The 15412-nt window shown below is 75.4% G+C and carries 16 protein-coding genes; 8 read left to right on the forward strand and 8 right to left on the reverse strand.

The annotated features are described in order from the left end of the window. The first annotated feature begins 84 nt into the window (after positions 1 to 84). From ABD324_RS07410 to ABD324_RS07420, 3 genes are all read left to right on the forward strand, one after another. Positions 85 to 465 carry an Rv2175c family DNA-binding protein gene (locus ABD324_RS07410; protein WP_344413833.1) on the forward strand — a complete coding sequence of 127 codons (381 nt, stop codon included), beginning with the start codon at positions 85 to 87 and terminating at the stop codon, positions 463 to 465. Between the two features lie 154 nt (positions 466 to 619). Continuing rightward, positions 620 to 829 (forward strand): type IV toxin-antitoxin system AbiEi family antitoxin domain-containing protein, encoded by a 210-nt coding sequence (locus ABD324_RS07415; protein ID WP_344413835.1) that lies wholly within the window; start codon positions 620 to 622, stop codon positions 827 to 829. A 25-nt stretch (positions 830 to 854) separates the two neighbouring features. After that, positions 855 to 1679 (forward strand): endonuclease domain-containing protein, encoded by an 825-nt coding sequence (locus ABD324_RS07420; RefSeq protein ID WP_344413837.1) that lies wholly within the window; start codon positions 855 to 857, stop codon positions 1677 to 1679. Here ABD324_RS07420 and ABD324_RS07425 read toward each other — a convergent pair. The 4 genes from ABD324_RS07425 to ABD324_RS07440 all read right to left on the reverse strand — a co-directional run bounded on the left by ABD324_RS07425 (position 1565) and on the right by ABD324_RS07440 (position 6885). Beyond that, positions 1565 to 2515, reverse strand: a complete 951-nt coding sequence (locus tag ABD324_RS07425; RefSeq protein WP_344413839.1) for a phytoene/squalene synthase family protein — start codon at positions 2513 to 2515, stop codon at positions 1565 to 1567. The genes ABD324_RS07420 and ABD324_RS07425 overlap by 115 nt on opposite strands. After that, positions 2493 to 4202 carry a polyprenol phosphomannose-dependent alpha 1,6 mannosyltransferase MptB gene (gene mptB / locus ABD324_RS07430; RefSeq protein ID WP_344413841.1) on the reverse strand — a complete coding sequence of 570 codons (1710 nt, stop codon included), beginning with the start codon at positions 4200 to 4202 and terminating at the stop codon, positions 2493 to 2495. The genes ABD324_RS07425 and mptB overlap by 23 nt, the downstream gene beginning before the upstream one ends. Further along, complete coding sequence (gene crtI, locus ABD324_RS07435; protein ID WP_344413843.1) at positions 4199 to 5707, reverse strand: phytoene desaturase family protein; 1509 nt, start codon at positions 5705 to 5707, stop codon at positions 4199 to 4201. The genes mptB and crtI overlap by 4 nt, the downstream gene beginning before the upstream one ends. Before the next feature lie 65 nt (positions 5708 to 5772). Further along, positions 5773 to 6885, reverse strand: a complete 1113-nt coding sequence (locus ABD324_RS07440) for a polyprenyl synthetase family protein (RefSeq protein ID WP_425565749.1) — start codon at positions 6883 to 6885, stop codon at positions 5773 to 5775. Positions 6886 to 6948: 63 nt separating this feature from the next. Between ABD324_RS07440 and ABD324_RS07445 the strand changes: the two genes are divergently transcribed. After that, the gene (locus ABD324_RS07445) at positions 6949 to 7848 is read left to right on the forward strand and encodes a methylenetetrahydrofolate reductase (RefSeq protein WP_344413845.1); all 900 of its coding nucleotides are present in this window, start codon (positions 6949 to 6951) and stop codon (positions 7846 to 7848) included. A gap of 1 nt (position 7849) precedes the next feature. Here the strand turns inward: ABD324_RS07445 and ABD324_RS07450 are convergent, their stop codons facing one another. Together ABD324_RS07450 and ABD324_RS07455 are read right to left on the reverse strand one after the other, a co-directional pair. Continuing rightward, positions 7850 to 8551 carry an LppM family (lipo)protein gene (locus ABD324_RS07450; RefSeq protein ID WP_344413847.1) on the reverse strand — a complete coding sequence of 234 codons (702 nt, stop codon included), beginning with the start codon at positions 8549 to 8551 and terminating at the stop codon, positions 7850 to 7852. A 171-nt stretch (positions 8552 to 8722) separates the two neighbouring features. After that, on the reverse strand, positions 8723 to 9310 hold the full coding sequence (locus ABD324_RS07455; RefSeq protein WP_344413849.1) for a GNAT family N-acetyltransferase: 588 nt from the start codon (positions 9308 to 9310) through the stop codon (positions 8723 to 8725). Positions 9311 to 9605: 295 nt separating this feature from the next. Between ABD324_RS07455 and ABD324_RS07460 the strand changes: the two genes are divergently transcribed. After that, positions 9606 to 9923 (forward strand): hypothetical protein, encoded by a 318-nt coding sequence (locus tag ABD324_RS07460; protein ID WP_344413851.1) that lies wholly within the window; start codon positions 9606 to 9608, stop codon positions 9921 to 9923. A 154-nt stretch (positions 9924 to 10077) separates the two neighbouring features. Next, a complete protein-coding gene (locus ABD324_RS07465) occupies positions 10078 to 10488 on the forward strand; it encodes an SAV_6107 family HEPN domain-containing protein (protein ID WP_344413853.1) in 411 nt (136 codons plus the stop codon). A 46-nt stretch (positions 10489 to 10534) separates the two neighbouring features. Here ABD324_RS07465 and ABD324_RS07470 read toward each other — a convergent pair whose 3' ends face one another. Further along, complete coding sequence (locus ABD324_RS07470) at positions 10535 to 11362, reverse strand: ParA family protein (protein WP_344413855.1); 828 nt, start codon at positions 11360 to 11362, stop codon at positions 10535 to 10537. Between the two features lie 115 nt (positions 11363 to 11477). On the opposite strand from ABD324_RS07470, the gene ABD324_RS07475 reads away from it, so the two are divergent. Next, positions 11478 to 12248: a class I SAM-dependent methyltransferase gene (locus tag ABD324_RS07475; RefSeq protein ID WP_344413857.1), complete on the forward strand. Its 771-nt coding sequence runs from the start codon at positions 11478 to 11480 to the stop codon at positions 12246 to 12248. A 230-nt stretch (positions 12249 to 12478) separates the two neighbouring features. Next, complete coding sequence (locus tag ABD324_RS07480) at positions 12479 to 12871, forward strand: DUF3040 domain-containing protein (RefSeq protein WP_344414248.1); 393 nt, start codon at positions 12479 to 12481, stop codon at positions 12869 to 12871. Between the two features lie 216 nt (positions 12872 to 13087). Here the strand turns inward: ABD324_RS07480 and ABD324_RS07485 are convergent, their stop codons facing one another. Then, on the reverse strand, positions 13088 to 15337 hold the full coding sequence (locus ABD324_RS07485; RefSeq protein ID WP_344413859.1) for a transglutaminase TgpA family protein: 2250 nt from the start codon (positions 15335 to 15337) through the stop codon (positions 13088 to 13090). Positions 15338 to 15412: the final 75 nt, after the last annotated feature.

Below are 15412 nucleotides of genomic sequence, written 5' to 3' on the forward strand. Positions count from 1 at the left end.
GCCGCGTGGTCAGGCGTGGGCGAGACGGCGCACCGCCCGGGCGGTGGCTCCCGTCCCGGCCCGGGCTGTGGCATCGTGTCGGCCGTGAGCGAGCCGTCCACCACGCCGTCCGTCGCGGAGACACCCGTCCTTCCCGATGCCGTCACCCTCCTGCCCACCACCGAGGTCGCGGAGATCCTCTCGATCCCGCGCACCCGCGTCCACCAGCTGATCAAGGACGGCCACCTGCTGTCCCTGCGCCACGAGGGCACCACGTGCGTCCCCGCCGACTTCCTCGACGGCGATGTCGTGGTGAAGGGCCTCGCCGGCACGATCACCGTCCTGCGCGACGGTGGCTACGCGGACGAGGACATCCTCCGCTGGCTGTTCGAGGAGGACGACAGCCTCCCGGGCACCCCCATCGCCAGCATGCGCGCCGGCCGGCACCGCGAGATCAAGCGCCGCGCCCAGGCCATGGCCCTCTGACGGCTCTCTGACGGCCCCTGATCGCCGAGCGGGACCGATAGGTGCGGAAATCCGCGCCTCTCGGTCCGAATCGGTGATCACATGCCGTTCGCGGTGGTGAACGGTTCTTCCGGAAGCGGCTCACGTGGTGCCGGCGCGGTGCAGGGTGCGCCGCGTGGATCTCGACGAGCTGCTCCGGCGACAGGCGGGCGTGCTCTCCCGTGCGCAGGCGCTGGCGTGCGGCATCTCGGCGCGGACCGTCGCGACGCGGGTGTCGGAGGGCCGCTGGCGGCGGGTCCTGCCCGGGGTCTACCTCGCGGCCGGGCACCGGTTCGGCGACGAGGCCCGGGTCCGTGCCGCCTGGCTGTGGGTGCGGCCCGCGTGAGCAGACGGCGGCGCCGGTCCGTGCGGTGGAGCCGACGGAGGCGCTGGTCAGCGGTCCCGCGGCGGCGTGGTGGCACGGAATGCTCGCGCGTCCGGAACCGATCGTCGACGTGACCGTGCCGCGGGCGGTGCACCGCAGCCCTCGTGCCGGGGTCGTGCTCCACCGGCGACCTGTCGCCCCGGAGGACCGGGAGCGGCGCCGCGGGATCGCGCTGGTCGGGCGAGCGCGGGCCGCGCTGGAGACCGCGGTCGCGCTCCCGGACGGCGCCGTGTTCCTGGATCGCGCGCTGCAACGACACGTGTCCTTCGCGCAGCTCGGCGAGGCGGCCTCGCGCATGGTGGGCGCCCGGGGCTCACCGCGCGTCGGGCGGCTCCTGACCGCCGCCGCGGACCACACGGCATCCCTCGCCGAGCGCGAGATGGTGACGCTCCTGCGGGCGGGGCACCTCGACGGATGGGTCGTGGCGCTGCCGTTCGACCGCTGGACCGTCGACGTCGCGTTCCCGGACGCCCGCATCGCGGTCGAGTTCGACAGCTGGGTGTGGCACGTCGACGTCGGGCGCTTCGTGAACGACCGGCGCAAGGGCAACGCGCTGGTGGCGGCGGGCTGGACACTCCTGCGCTTCACCTGGCACGACATCACCGGTTCCCCGCCAGGGTGCTCGCGCAGATCCGCCAGGCACTCCGGCAGGCGGCATGATCACCATCTCGGACCGGTACGTGCGGAAATCCGCACCTATCGGTCCGACTTGCCGATCTTCCGCGTCCAGACGGCGTGGGCGAGGGCCGGGGCGGCTACGGCCAGGCGGCGGGCCTTCGGGACCCGCGCGCGGTGGTGGAGGACGTCGTAGTCCGCGGCCACGATCTCGTCGAGGATCCCGCCGTAGAGGACGAAGGCGCAGCGGACGCAGTCCCGCGACTCCGGGGCCAGGAGCGCGATCCCGGGCTCGGCGCGGCGGTACGTGGCGCGGGTGCGGGCGACCAGGTGGGCCAGCGCCCGGCGCAGGCGCGGGTCGGTCCGGCGGGTGCGGCGGCAGTGCTGCAGGAGCTCCCGGTCCACGCCGAAGGCGGCGAGCTCGTCCGCGGGCAGGTAGACCCGGTCCCGGTCGAGGTCCTCGCCGATGTCCCGCAGGAAGTTCGTGAGCTGGAAGGCCACGCCCAGCGTCGCGGCGCGTGGGGCGGCGGCCTCGGGATCGGGCGAGCCCAGCACGGGCAGGACCTGCAGCCCGATCACCGCGGCCGAGCCGTACACGTACCGGTCCAGGTCCGCGCTCGTCGGGTAGTCGGTGACGTGCGTGTCCATCCGCATCGACGTCAGGAACGGGGAGAACAGTCGCTGGTCGATGCCGTAGCGGCGGACGGTGTCGGCCACGGCCCGCACCACGGGTGAGGTGGAGGGCCCGCCGGAGAACGCGGAGACCAGGTCGATCCCGAGGTCCTCGAGGGCGGCACCCCGGGCGGCGGCGGACCGGCCGTCGCCCAGGTCGTCGACGATCTCGTCCGCCAGCCGCGCGAACCCGTAGAGCGCGTGGATCGCGGGCCGGCGGTCGGGGGAGAGCAGCCGGGTGGCGAGGAAGTAGGTGCGGCCGTGGGAGGAGTTGAGCTCGCGGCTCTCGGCGTAGGCGGCCCGCAGGCCGGGATCGGTGATCCCGGCGGCGTCCAGCTCAGCCTCGGACTGCCGGCTCACGCGTCGCCGCACCGGACTTCCCGGAACCGGAAGCGCCGGAGCCGGACGACCCGGAGCCGGACGACCCGGCACCGGACATCAGGGCACCGGTCGGCCGCACCGGGACGGGGCGGGGATCCAGGCCCACCGGGGCCGGGCGGAGCAGCGCGCGGGCGGCGAACCCGGCCAGGATCCCGCAGACGATCAGGTACGGCCAGTTGTAGAGGCCGGCCTCGCCGCTCGGGTAGTAGACGATCATCAGCCACAGCGAGCCGAACACCAGCCACTGCAGCCCCCGGGCGCTCCACGGGACCATCGCGAGGATCGCCATGCCCCACGAGAGGTACCAGGGCAGCGTGGCGGGGGAGAGCAGCGCGACGGCGAGCAGTGCCACGCCGGCGCGGCGCACGGCCTCCGGGCCGCCCACCCGGGCGCGCCACCACTGCACGGCCACGATCGCGACGAGCGCGATCGCGCCGATGATCCGCGCGACGTTGATGAACGGCTGCTTGGGCAGGTTCCACGCCCCGGCCAGCAGGGTGTGCACGAACTCGCCGACGCCGGTCGGGATCGACAGCCAGTTGACGATCATCGACGGCGCCGACAGCGCCGGCAGCCAGCCCAGCCCGACCTGCGCGGCCACCGAGATCAGCCCGAAGGTCACCACGAACACCGCGACGCTCGCGACGCCCGCCCGGACGAGCCGCCGGGGGAAGGACCCCTGCAGGTCCGCGGCCCAGATCAGGACCAGGAACGGCAGCGCGACGGCGGCGCTCGCCTTGGTGCCCATGGCGAACGTGACCAGGACGATGCCGAGCACGTGCTTGCCGCGCAGCGCGACCAGGCAGCCGAGCGTGAGGAACCCGACGAGCAGCAGGTCGTTGTGCCCGCCGCCGATCAGGTGCACCACGGTCACGGGGTTGGCGACCACGATCCACAGCGCGAGCGCCGGGCGGCCGCCGAGGCGGCGGGTGAGCTCGGGCAGCGTGCGGATCAGCAGCAGCAGCCCGAGGCACATGATCACGCGCATGCCGATCACGCCGAGGATCATGTTGCCGCCGGCCTGCAGCGTGACCCAGGACCAGCCCTTGGCGATCAGGATGAACAGCGGGCCGTAGGGCGCCGGCGTGTTCTGCCAGAAGTAGTGGACGTTGTCCGCGAAGACCCCCGGCATCGCCTCGGGGCCGACGCCGTAGGTGTCGAGCCCGAACAGCGGCAGCGAGCCCTGCGCGAGGTAGCTGTAGATGTCCCGGGTGAACAGCGGCGGTCCGACGAGCATTGGCGCGATCCACGCCAGCGCGATCGTGAGGACCGCCCGGCCGCCGACCGTGCGGGCGATGACCCGCCGGCCGAGCTGCACCCACGCCCACGCCAGCAGCACGACGCCGAGGTACATCAGCGCGGTGGCCAGCTCGCGGCCGTGCCCGTAGCGCCAGAAGCCCAGCGCGGTGTTGGTGAGGACCGGGTCGTGGATCAGCGTTCCGCCGCCGCCCACCCCGCCGACCAGCAGGATCACCGAGCCGGCGAAACCGGTCCACAGGGGCTTGCGCGGCGGGTCGCCGAGCCGTTCCCACAGTCCTGGGCGGACCGGCGACTCCGGCTCGGGGAGCGCGGTGGCGAGGGGCGGGGCGGCGTCTGCGGACAGCGGTGAATCGGCCGGAGCGGTCGACTCCGGCCCGGCTGCCGGTCGGGTGGGCTGCGCGGTCATGTCGGCGCCCATGCTCGCACGGAGGGGGTCCGCGCCCTGCGAGGACCCCGGACGCCGGTGATCCGTTCCGCGGCGAGCCGTCCGGACAGGACGACGGGCGGGATGCCCACCCCGGGCGTCGTCCCGCACCCGGCGAGGACGACGTTCTCCCAGCCCCGCGGCAGGTTCCGCGGCCGGAACGGGCCGGTCTGGGCGACCGTGTGCGCGAGCGAGAACGGGGTGCCCGCGCCGAGCCCCTGCGCGGCCCAGTCCGCGGGCGTGACCACCCGGGACACCTCGATCTCACCCACGGGCAGGCCACGGCGGTCGAGGACGGCCAGCAGCTCGTCCCGGTAGGCCGGGCCGATCGAGTCCCAGGCGAGCGGGGCCCGGTCGGTGTTCGGGCAGGGGGCGAGCACGAACAGCAGGTCCCGGTCCGGCGGGGCGAGCCCGGGATCGGTCGCCGTCGGGCGGGTGAGCAGCAGCGACGGGTCGCTCATCAGCCGACCCTCGTCGACGATCTCGGCGAAGGTCCGCTCCCAGGCCGCGCCGAACGAGATCGTGTGGTGGCCCAGGTCCGGGGTGTTCCGGACGCCGAGGTGCAGGACGACCGCGCTCGGCGACCAGCGCAGCGGCACTGGCCGCCGCGGTGCCCGGCCGAGGAGCCGGTGGACGACCGGGAGATCGGGCGTGAGGACCACGGCGTCGCAGGCCAGGCGCTCGGTGGCGCCGCGGTCCGGGCCCGCGTGGCGCACCGCGGTGACGCGCCCCGGTCCCCGCTCCAGGCCCGTCACCTCGCGCTCGTACAGGAACTCGGCACCGGCGTCGGCGGCCGCGGCGGCGAGCGCGTCCCCGATCGCCCGCATGCCCCCGCGGGGGAACCACACGCCCGCGATCGTGTCCATGTAGGCGATGACGCCGTACGCCCCGAGCGCGCGGTCCGGCGGCAGCCCCGCGTAGAGGGCCTGGAAGGAGAAGATCCGCTGCAGTCTCTCGTCGGACAGGAAGCGGGCGATCCGGGGGCCCAGCCGGCCGAAGCCGCCGAGCGCGCCGAGCCGGGCCAGGTCCGGGCCGACCAGGGAGAACGGGGAGTCGAGGTTGGCGCCGATGAAGGTGTCGATCTCGGCGCGGTAGAGGTCCGTCAGCCAGGTCCGCAGCCGCCGGTAGCCCTCGGCCTCGGCGGGCCCGCACACCGCGCGGACCTCCGCCTCCATCGCCTCCGGGTCCGTGTGGACGGCGATCGCGGAGCCGTCGGCGAACCGCGCGTGGTAGGCCGGGTCCAGGCGGACGAGATCGAGGCGTTCGGCGACGGAGCTGCCGACCGCGGCCAGGGCCTCGTCGAGCAGCTCGGGCATGGTGAGCACGGTCGGGCCGGTGTCGACCCGGTAGGTGCCCCCGGCCGTCCCCAGGTCGAGGCGGCCCGCCCGGCCGCCGGGATGGGCCTCCCGCTCGACCACGGTGACCCGGCGGCCGGCGCCGAGCAGGTGCAGTGCGGTGCAGAGCCCCGCGAGGCCCGCACCGACCACGACGACGTGATCGGTGGGACCCGACAGCGCTGACGGTCGGGTTCGCAGGCTCCGCCCCCGGGCTCTCACGCGTGCCGGCGGGTCGCCCGGATGGCGAGGTCCTGCAGCGCCGAGGCCGCGGGCTCGGCGATCTCCGCCGTGGTCAGCGCGTCGAGGGCCGCCCCGGTGAGCGCGGCGATCCGCTGCTCCACGGCCTGCACCGCGCCCAGCTCGCCGAAGAGTCCGCGCAGCCGCTCGACGGCCGCGGCGTCGAGGTCCGGGTCGCCCAGCGCCCCGGTGATCTCGGCGCGCGCCGGGCCGTCGCCCGCCCGCTCCAGGGCCAGGGCGACCAGGAGCGTCCGCTTGCCCTCGCGCAGGTCGTCCCCGGCCGGCTTGCCCGTGACCTCGGGGTCCCCGAAGACGCCCAGCAGGTCGTCCCGCAGCTGGAAGGCCACGCCGATGTCGGCGCCGAACCGGCGGTAGGCCGAGACCAGCGCGGGTGGGGCGCCGGCCAGCTCCGCGCCCAGGTGCAGGGGGCGCTCGACGGTGTACGCCGCCGTCTTGAAACGGTCGACGCGCAGCGCGGCGCCGGGGGAGTCGTCCCCGGTGGCCTGGGTGAGGACGTCGAGGTACTGGCCGCCGAGGACCTCGGTGCGCATGCCGCGCCACGGGTCGGCCGCGCGGGCCACCACGTCCGGGGCCAGGCCGGCGTCGGCGTACATGTCGTCCGCCCAGGTCAGGGCCAGGTCGCCGAGCAGGATCGCGGCGGCGGCGCCGAAGCGGGCGGGCGGGCCGGACCAGCCGGAGTCCGCATGTCGGCCGGCGAACTCGACGTGCACGGTGGGCCGGCCCCGACGGGTGGCGGAGGCGTCGATCAGATCGTCGTGGATCAGGGCGGAGGCCTGGATCAGCTCCAGCGCGCTGATCGCCTGCAGCACCGCGGCGGCGGTGGGCCCGTCCGGGTCGCCGCCGGCTCCCTGCCAGCCCCACCACGCGAACGTCGGGCGGATCCGCTTGCCGCCGCCGAGCACGAACCCGACCAGGGCGTCGACCGCCTCGGCGAACACCGGGCCGATGGCGGCGGCGTCCGCGCGCCGGGTCTCGAGATAGGCGGCCAGCGCCGCCTCGACCCGCCCGCGGAAGTCCTCCTCGGACTGGCCGGGCAAGAGCGTGTCGCTGGGGACCGGGGGATGCACCACGGGTGCGAGCGTATCGGCGGGTCACATATCGGGCGCGTTCACGCCCGACCGTATCCTCACCCCGTGTCCACACGAGCCGCGCAGCCGCGCACTTCGGTGATCGACCGGATCGGTGACGGTCCGGTCTTCTCGGTCGAGTTCTTCCCGCCCAAGGACGAGCAGGGGGAGGCGGAGCTGTGGCGGGCGGTCCGCCGCCTCGAACCGCTCGATCCGGCCTTCGTCTCGGTGACCTACGGCGCGGGCGGATCGAGCCGCGACCGCACGATCCGGACGACCGGCCGCATCGCCACGGACACCACCCTCGTCGCCATGGCCCACCTCACCGCCGTGTCGCACTCGACGGCGGAGCTGCGCCACGTCATCGGCTCGTACGCCGCCGCCGGGATCAGCAACGTGCTCGCGGTCCGGGGGGACCCGCCCGGGGACCCGCTGGGCGAGTGGACCCCGCACCCCGAGGGCCTGACCTACGCGGACGACCTGGTGCGGCTGGTCAAGCGCTCCGGCTCGTTCTGCGTGGGCGTCGCCGCCTTCCCGTACGGACACCCGCGCTCGGCGGACCTCGACGTCGACCTGCAGCGGCTGCTCGCCAAGATCCGGGCGGGCGCGGACTTCGCGATCTCCCAGCTGTTCTGGGAGCCCGAGGGCTTCCTGCGCCTGCGGGACCGGCTCGCGGCCGCCGGCTGCGACGTCCCGCTGCTGCCCGGGATCATGCCGCTGCTCTCGGCGAAGACGCTGCAGCGCGGCCCGGAGCTCTCCGGCGCCCCGCTGCCGGACGGCCTCGCGGAGCGGATGGCGCCCTACGCGGACGACCCGAGGTCGTTCCGGGCCGCCGGCATGGACCTGACCACGGAGCTGTGCCAGAAGCTGCTCGGCGAGGGCGTGCGCGGGCTGCACTTCTACACGCTCAACCGCTCGCTGGCGACGGTCGAGCTGGTGCGGCGGCTGGGGTTCGTCGGCTCCTGAGTCAGCGCCGGACGGGCGGGTTGCGGGTCCGGCGGGCCAGCAGCACCACGCCCGCCCCCACCAGCAGCACGACGATCCCCAGGCCGACCGTCCAGAGTGTCGCGGACGGGGCCTGCGGATCGTCGTAGGCGACCACGGCGTTGACGTCCCCGACCTCGCCGGGGGTGAAGACCCAGCTCACCGTGCCGGCGTCCGCGTCGCCGTTGGTGTCGAGGACGTTCCCCGGGAAGCTGATCTTGAGCTGGAAGTCGGCCTTGTCGACCGGGACGGTCGTGAGGTCCGTCGCGCCCTGCACGACGATCCGGTTGCCGGCCCGGCGGATGCTCAGCGACGTGCGCTCACCGGCCTGGCCCGCGATCTGCGAGAGCTGCCCGACCTGGTCGAACGACAGGCCGGAGAAGCGCACGACGCTGCCCACGTAGCCGTCCTGGGAGTAGGACGACACGTCCACGTCGGACGCCAGGGCGGCCGGCACGGTGACCACGGGCCCCTTGTCGCCCGCGCCCTTGGTGGGGGTGGCGAGGACGATCTCCCCGGTCACGGTGTCGTCCGGCTGGATCGCCAGCGCGGTGCGCACCCGGGCGCAGCCGCCCAGCATCGCCACCGCGGTGAGCACCAGCACGAGCAGGCCCAGGACCCTGCGGGTGCGGGTCCGCCCGCGCGGGCGGGACGGCGGCGGGGGAGCGGCTTGCGGGATCGGCACGCCGGTCATCGTGCCATCGCGGTCCTGTGCCGCCACGGCAAGCCACGCCGAGAGGAACCCGGGCCACCCGGAGCGGGGGCTCCCGGGTGGCTCACGTTCCTCTCGACGGCTGCGGCGGGGCCGGGCGGGCCCCGGCGCCCCACGGAGCCGGGCGGGGCCGGCCGCGGCGGGTCAGGCCGGGGGCAGCGGGAGGGTGCGGCCGAGGACGGCGAAGGGGCGGCTGTCGCCGGTGAAGCGATGGTCGCGCAGCACGTCGTCGAAGCCGAGGCGGCGGTAGAGGCGCCAGGCCCGGCCGGGGGCCCGCGGGGCGTACTCCGGGGTGGAGAGCAGCACCCGCTCGTGCCGGACGCCCTCGAGCAGGGCGCGGAGCATGCCCTCGCCGAGCCGGGAGCCCTGCGCGTCCGGGCGCACGTGCAGCTCGGTGAGCTCGAAATAGTCCCCGAGCCAGTCCGGGCTGCCGTGGTCGCGGGCGGCGCCGCGCGCGGCCAGCCCGCGCCGGACCTCCTCGAACCACCACTGCCCGGGGCCGCCGGTGTAGCCGTAGGCGATCCCGACGAGGTGCCCGGCCGGGTCCATCAGGCCGGTGGCGCGCCAGCCGGGCCTGCGCGAGTGCTCCAGCCAGAGCGTGCGCCGCTGCCGCGCCGTGCCGGGCGGGTAGCCCATGGCGGCCACGTACACGTCCAGCGCCTCGCCCAGGTGGTCCGCCAGCTCGACCGAGGACAGCGGCACCAGGCGCGGGCGGGCGGGTGCCGCGGTCATCCGGCCCCCCTCGTCGGGCCCTGCTCATCGGGCCGTCCCATCGGCTGGCTCCTCCGGTCGTGCGCTGAGGTCGGGGTCATCTCACCACGGCCCGCAACCCCGCGTCGGACGGCTCCCGGGGCACGGACGGACGACTTGACGACCGCGTTCGAACACGCTGTACTGGATGAGTCGAACACATGTTCGATCGCGGTCGGCTCCGGGGGCGGGGTGGGGGAAGCACCCCGCTCCCGGGGGCGGTCGGCGAGAACCATCCTGCCGGAATCCCAGTCCGGCCGGAGGGAGTGAGCCGCAGGTGAGCACCTTCTCCCGCGTGTTCGGGCCGCGCGAACCCGCTCCGATCCAGGTCCGCTGGCTCGAGGGCGAGCCCGTCGAGTTCGAACGGCGCCCGGCGCGGCGCGGTTCCCGGTTCCTGGTCACCGAGGTGCGGGAGCGCTGGATCGAGGAGTCGCCGTGGCCGTTCCCCTCGCCGATGCCCGTCGGCGGGGACCAGATGCGCTGCTGGCGGGTGGAGGCGCGCTCGGCGGAGGCGCCGCAGGAGCCGGCGCGGGAGTTCGTGCTGCGGATGCGGGCCGGTCCCGGGGTGTGGGACCTGGTGCGTGTCGCCGAGTGACGGTGAGGGTGCTCGGGCGGCCGGTGGTCCCGGAACTGTCGGTGGCTGCCTGTAGGACTTCGCAGGACTCGACGAGAGGGCCGTGACGGTGCCGGGCTGCCGGTGCGGGTGCGGATGTGCGGTGTGTGGGGACGGACGGAAGGGAGCGGTCGGGATGACGATCACGATGGGGGAGCGCACGGCGCTCCCGGTGCCGGTGTCCAAGGCGGCGCTGGGGTTGCTGCGGCAGGCGGCGGAGTGCCTGATGGACGGCCACCGCGCGCCGGAGCCGTTGCTGCGCTACCCGGCGGCCTACCTCGCCGCGCTGCGCGCCGGTGCGGCCGTGCTGGCCATGCGCGCGGTGCCGGACCAGCGGCGCGGGCGCCCGCGCAGCGTGTGGCAGCTGCTCGGCGAGGTCGCGCCGGAGCTCACGGAGTGGGCGGCGTTCTTCGCGTCCTGCTCGGACACCCGGGCGGCCGCCGAGGCGGGCATCTCCCGGCTGGTCACCCGCCGCGAGGCGGACGACCTGCTGCGCCAGGCCGAGCAGTTCGTGGGGATCGTGCGGGACCTGCTGGTCGACCGCTGAGGGCCCGGCGGGCCCGGAGGGTCCACACGGGGTCCGGCGCGCGGGGTCAGGCGCGCGTGCGGGAGCGGGAGCGCAGCAGGCGGCCCAGGAGCGCGGTGAACACCGCGGACACCTCGCGGGCGCCGGGGGTGTCCCAGGCCTGGATCGGCAGGCAGGCGCCCTGGGCCTGCTGCACCGCCGAGCGGTCCGGCAGCACGCTGCTGAACACCAGCGGGCCGAACAGCTCGCGCAGCTCGCCGATCCGGTAGTCGTGCTCGATGTTGCGCGGGCGCACCCGGTTCACCAGCACGCCGAGGGGCTGCAGCTCCTGGTTGCCGCGCTCGCGCTCGGACTGCACCGCGTCGAAGGCCCGCTGCACGCCGGAGACGGCGAACATCGTCGGGTCGGTCACGAGGATCGCCCGGTCCGCCGCGGCGAGCGCGCTGCGGGTGAGCTGGCCCAGCGAGGGCGGGCAGTCGATGATCACCAGCTGGTAGGGGTCGCCCGGCGTGGTCGCGGTGCGGCCGACTCGGGAGCCGAGATCCGGATCGTCCAGCCTGGACAGGGCGCGGCGCAGCCGGTCGAGCTGCTTGTCGCTCGGGTCCGGATGGTTGTGCCGCTCGTTCTGCTCCGTGCCGACCAGCACGTCGAGCGCCTCGTTCCACGCGCTGCCGGCGATGGCGCGGCGCAGCGACGAGCGGCTCGGGTCGTCGAGGACGTCCGCGATGGTGCCGGTGGTGGGGTCGACGTCCGTGGCGATCGTCGTGTTCGCCTGGGGATCCAGGTCGACGAGCAGGGTGGGGATGCCGTGGGCCGCGGCGGCGCCGGCGAGACCCAGGGCGACCGTGGTCTTACCGACCCCGCCCTTGAGACTCAGCGTGGCGACGACCTGCACGCGATCACCCTAGCCCGTCGCCTCCCGGACCCCGCCGCTCCCGCCCCGTCCCTGCAGCGGCGCCGTGTCCCGGGCGGCCCGGCCGGCGTCCGGGTGCGGCACTAGGCTGCTCCGTGTGAGTGCGGCGGCTGGTGAGCTCCCCGGGACCGTGAGCGGCGGCGCCGTGCGCCGCGTGCTGGAGGCCGAGGTCGCGCGGGCCCGCGCGGCCCGTCCGGAGCGCCGGCCCCGCGCGGTCGACGTCGGCGGCGGCAGCGGCTCCTGGGCCGTGCCGCTGGCGGTGGCGGGCTGCGAGGTCACGGTCGTCGACGTCAGCCCGGACGCCCTCGCCTCGCTCGAGCGGCGCGCCCGCGAGGCGGGCGTGCACGGGCTCGTCACCCCGGTCCAGGGGGATGCCGACCAGCTGGCCGAGCTCGTCGGCGCCGGGCTGGCGGACCTCGTCCTGGGCCACGGCCTGCTGGAGCTGGTCGACGATCCGGCCCGCGCCGCCGCGGCGCTCGCCGCGGTCGCCGCGCCCGGGGCGGCGGTCTCGGTGCTCGCGACCAGCCGGCACGCGGCGGTGCTCCGGCACGTCCTCGCCGGGCGGCTCGACGAGGCGCGCGCGGTCCTCACCGATCCGGACGGCCGCTACGGCCCCGGCGACGCGCTCCGCCGCCGCCTCGACGGACCCGCCCTCGGCGCGCTGCTGGAGGCGACCGGGCGGCTGCGGGTCGAGCTGGTGCAGGGCGACGGGGTGCTGGAGGCCTGGCTGCCCAACGCGGTGCGCGACGGCGGCCCCGCCGCGGTCCGGGACGCCGCGGAGCTCGAGGAGCTGGCCGCGGGCGTCCCCGCGTTGCAGGAGGTCGCGGCCCGGCTGCACGTCCTGGCGAGGGCTCTGCCGACCGCCTGACCACCTCCTGACGGCTCCCGAGGGTGACCGGTCGAGGTGATCTCGGTCACCATGGAGCGCGTGGGGGGCGCCGTTCGACGACCGGGTACGTCCGGGATGTGACCTCCGGGTAGTGGACCAGCGCTTTGACTCGTATCCTCATCCCCAGAGGCCCATTCCCGGGCGCTCGTCCCCCGCCCGGGCACCACGGTCGGGAGGACAATCCCGTGACCGTTGTGCCGGAGGACGTCATGCCCCTCTCCGAGCACGAGCAGCGCCTGCTCGAACAGATCGAGCGTGCTCTCTACGCCGAGGACCCCAAGTTCGCCTCCACCGTGCGCGGCTCCAAGCTGCGCCGGCCCAGCCGCCGCCGTCGGTTCCAGGGGATCGCGCTCTTCGCGGTCGGCCTGGTGCTGCTCGTCGTCGGTGTCGCGGTCGGCCCGCTGCGGACCTTCAGCCCGGTGCCGATCGTCAGTGTCGTCGGGTTCCTGGCGATGCTCGGCGGCACGATGCTCGCGCTCAGCTCCCGGGGGGCCGCCAAGTCCGGCGGCGCGTCGGGGGAGAAGGGCGCCGCCGAACCGGACAAGAACCGGTTCACGGGCCGCATGGAAGAGCGCTTCAAGCGCCGCTTCGACCAGGACTGAGCGACCACAGACACCCGAGAGAGCCGCGGCGAACAGCCGCGGCTCTCTCGTCTGCGCTCACCCCTGACGAGCGAACGGCACTCTCGCTCACACCTACTGAGCGAACGGCACTGTCGCTCATACGCGCCCAGCGCTCCCTGCCCCACCGCCCGGGGTGAGCGAACGGCACTCTCGCTCACACCTACTGAGCGAGAGGGCCGTTCACTCACCTTCGGGTCAGGCGTCCGCGCGCTCGATCACCGTGCTGCTCCGCGGGGACAGCGAGCGGGGGAAGAGCGTCCCCAGCAGCCCCCGGAACCCCGTCGGGCCCGTGGCCTTCAGCGCACCCAGGACCTCCGCGGTCGGTGAGGTGAGTGCCCCCGGGGCGGCCGGTTCGTCGCCGTACCACTCCGCCTCGACCGCCCGGACCAGGTCCCGCAACGAGTCCTGGGCCCGGTCCGGCAGGTCGTGCGCGCCGACGAGGGCGCGGGCGGTGCCGCGCACCGTGTCGCCGGGGTCGATCGCCGATCCGCGGTCGCGCGACGTCGCGAGGACCTCCTCCCACGCCGCCTCCGCGGCCCCCGGCCCACCGGCCGCGGTGGCGCCGAGGCGCCGGCGTCGCTGCACCGTGCGCAGGATCGTGGGCCCCCCGAGCAGCGCCACCACCAGCACCACGAGGAGCGGCACCAGGACCGGGACGTCCGGGCCGGTGTCCGTGGCGGTGTCCTGCTGCGGGAGGTCCTGCTGCGGGGCGTCGTCCTGCGGCGTGACGGGTGCGGGTTCCTGGCCCGGCCGCAGGTCGCCCTGGTCCGGCGACGGCGCGGGACTGCCGGTCCCGTTGTCGCCCACCGCCTCCAGCACGTAGGGCGGGACGATCGTGCGGCCGTCGTTGAGCGGGGTGGGATCGAAGGTGATCCAGCCGTAGCCGGGGAACCAGGCCTCGACCCAGGCGTGCGCGTCCCGGGTGGTCACGCTGCGGTAGCCGTCCGCGTCCGTGCCCGCGGTGAAGCCGACCGCCACCCGCGCCGGCACGTTCTGGGTCCGCAGCATCACGGCCATCGCCGAGGCGAACTGCTCGCAGTAGCCGGTGCGGCCGACCGTCAGGAAGTCGACGAGCGCGTCGTCGCCGGTGCCGGGGGCGGTCTGGAGGCTGTACCGGAAGGCCGACTGCGGCCCGGTGAAGTACTCGACGAGCGAGATCGCCTTGTCGAACGACGTCCGCTGGCCGCGGGTCACGTCCGCGGCGATGCTCGCGACGCGGCGGTCGACGCCGTCGACGTTGAGGTAGATCGGGTCGACCGTGGTCCGGCCGGTGGCGGAGCGCAGGTCCGCCGCGGTGGGCGTGGGCAGCACCGCGGTCTCGGTCCAGCCGTCCTCCGAGCGTGGCCGCTGGCTGTAGGCGATGCCGCCGGTTCGGTCGTAGCGCCACACGCCGTCGTCGAGCCCGGCGACGGACTCGGGCTGCCCGTAGAGCGGCAGCCAGTAGTCGCGGAAGCCGACGTTCTCGATCCGGACCTCGACGCGGTCGCCCGGCGACGCGTCCTGCGTGAGCGGCCCGGCGAGCGAGACGCCCGGGCGCGGTGTCGGTGCCGTCCAGCCCTCGTTGGCGCGGTAGTCCGACAGGGTCAGCGCGCGCAGGTAGCTGGCCCGGGTCAGGCCGGTCGTGCGGAAGAGCTCGACGGGCGCGGACTCGTTCAGCTGGCCGCGCAGCGACGTGAACGGGTTGAGCCCGATCGAGCCGCCCCCGTGCCCGCTCCCTCCTCCGGAGGTGAACCGCCCCGCGGTCCCGACGACGGTCGCCGCGCTGCCGAGCAGCACCCCGATCACCGCGGCCAGCGCCACGACGGTCACCCCGCCCGCGACGAGCGTGCCGCTCCCGCGCCGGCCCAGGTCGTCCCGCGCGACGAGCAGCAGCCCGTAGCCCGCGACCGCGCAGGTGATGGCCCACCAGGGCAGCAGCTGGTCCGAGAGTGCCGCCGGTACCGCGACGACGCACAGCAGCGGCACGCCGGCCGCGGCCGGCGCCCGCGCGGACACGGCGATCGCGTACACCGCGACCGCGATCAGCCCGAACGCGACGGCGATGAGGAACAACGACCCCGGGGTGGCGACGACCGGGGCGACCCCCGAGTCGATCTGGCCGCCGGCCTCGGTGAGCAGGTCCTCGAACGCGGCGAAGGTCGAGGGCCCGGGCACGATGCCCCCGCCGAACAGGGCGCCGAGCACGAGGAGCAGGCCGGCGAGCTGCCCGATCAGCACGGCCCAGCCGGGCAGCCGCTGCAGCGCGATCCCCAGCACCACCACGACGGCGACGGCGGCCCCGGCCCCGGCGAGCCAGCCGGTGCCCTGCACCACGGCGACCATGCAGGCCCCGGCGAGCAGCACCGATGCGCCCGAGGCGAGGGGCGTGACCCAGCGGACGGGGCGCCGCTGCGAGGACGCGGGGGCGGGGGTCGGCGCGGGCCGGACCGCGGTCGGCGCGCTCACCGGTGTCCCCGCTCGTCGACCACGAATGAGCGAACGGCCCGCTCGCTCGGTAGGGAGGAACGAGAGCGCCGTTCG

This window comes from Pseudonocardia ailaonensis (assembly GCF_039531635.1).
Lineage (GTDB): Bacteria > Actinomycetota > Actinomycetes > Mycobacteriales > Pseudonocardiaceae > Pseudonocardia > Pseudonocardia ailaonensis.

Bases quoted from the DNA above. Each gene is read 5' to 3' on its own strand.
- ABD324_RS07480 (WP_344414248.1), top strand. From the start codon at position 12,479: ATGCCCCTCTCCGAGCACGAGCAGCGCCTGCTCGAACAGATCGAGCGT.
- ABD324_RS07455 (WP_344413849.1), bottom strand. From the start codon at position 9,310: ATGACCGCGGCACCCGCCCGCCCGCGCCTGGTGCCGCTGTCCTCGGTC.
- ABD324_RS07465 (WP_344413853.1), top strand. From the start codon at position 10,078: ATGACGATCACGATGGGGGAGCGCACGGCGCTCCCGGTGCCGGTGTCC.
- mptB (WP_344413841.1), bottom strand. From the start codon at position 4,202: ATGACCGCGCAGCCCACCCGACCGGCAGCCGGGCCGGAGTCGACCGCT.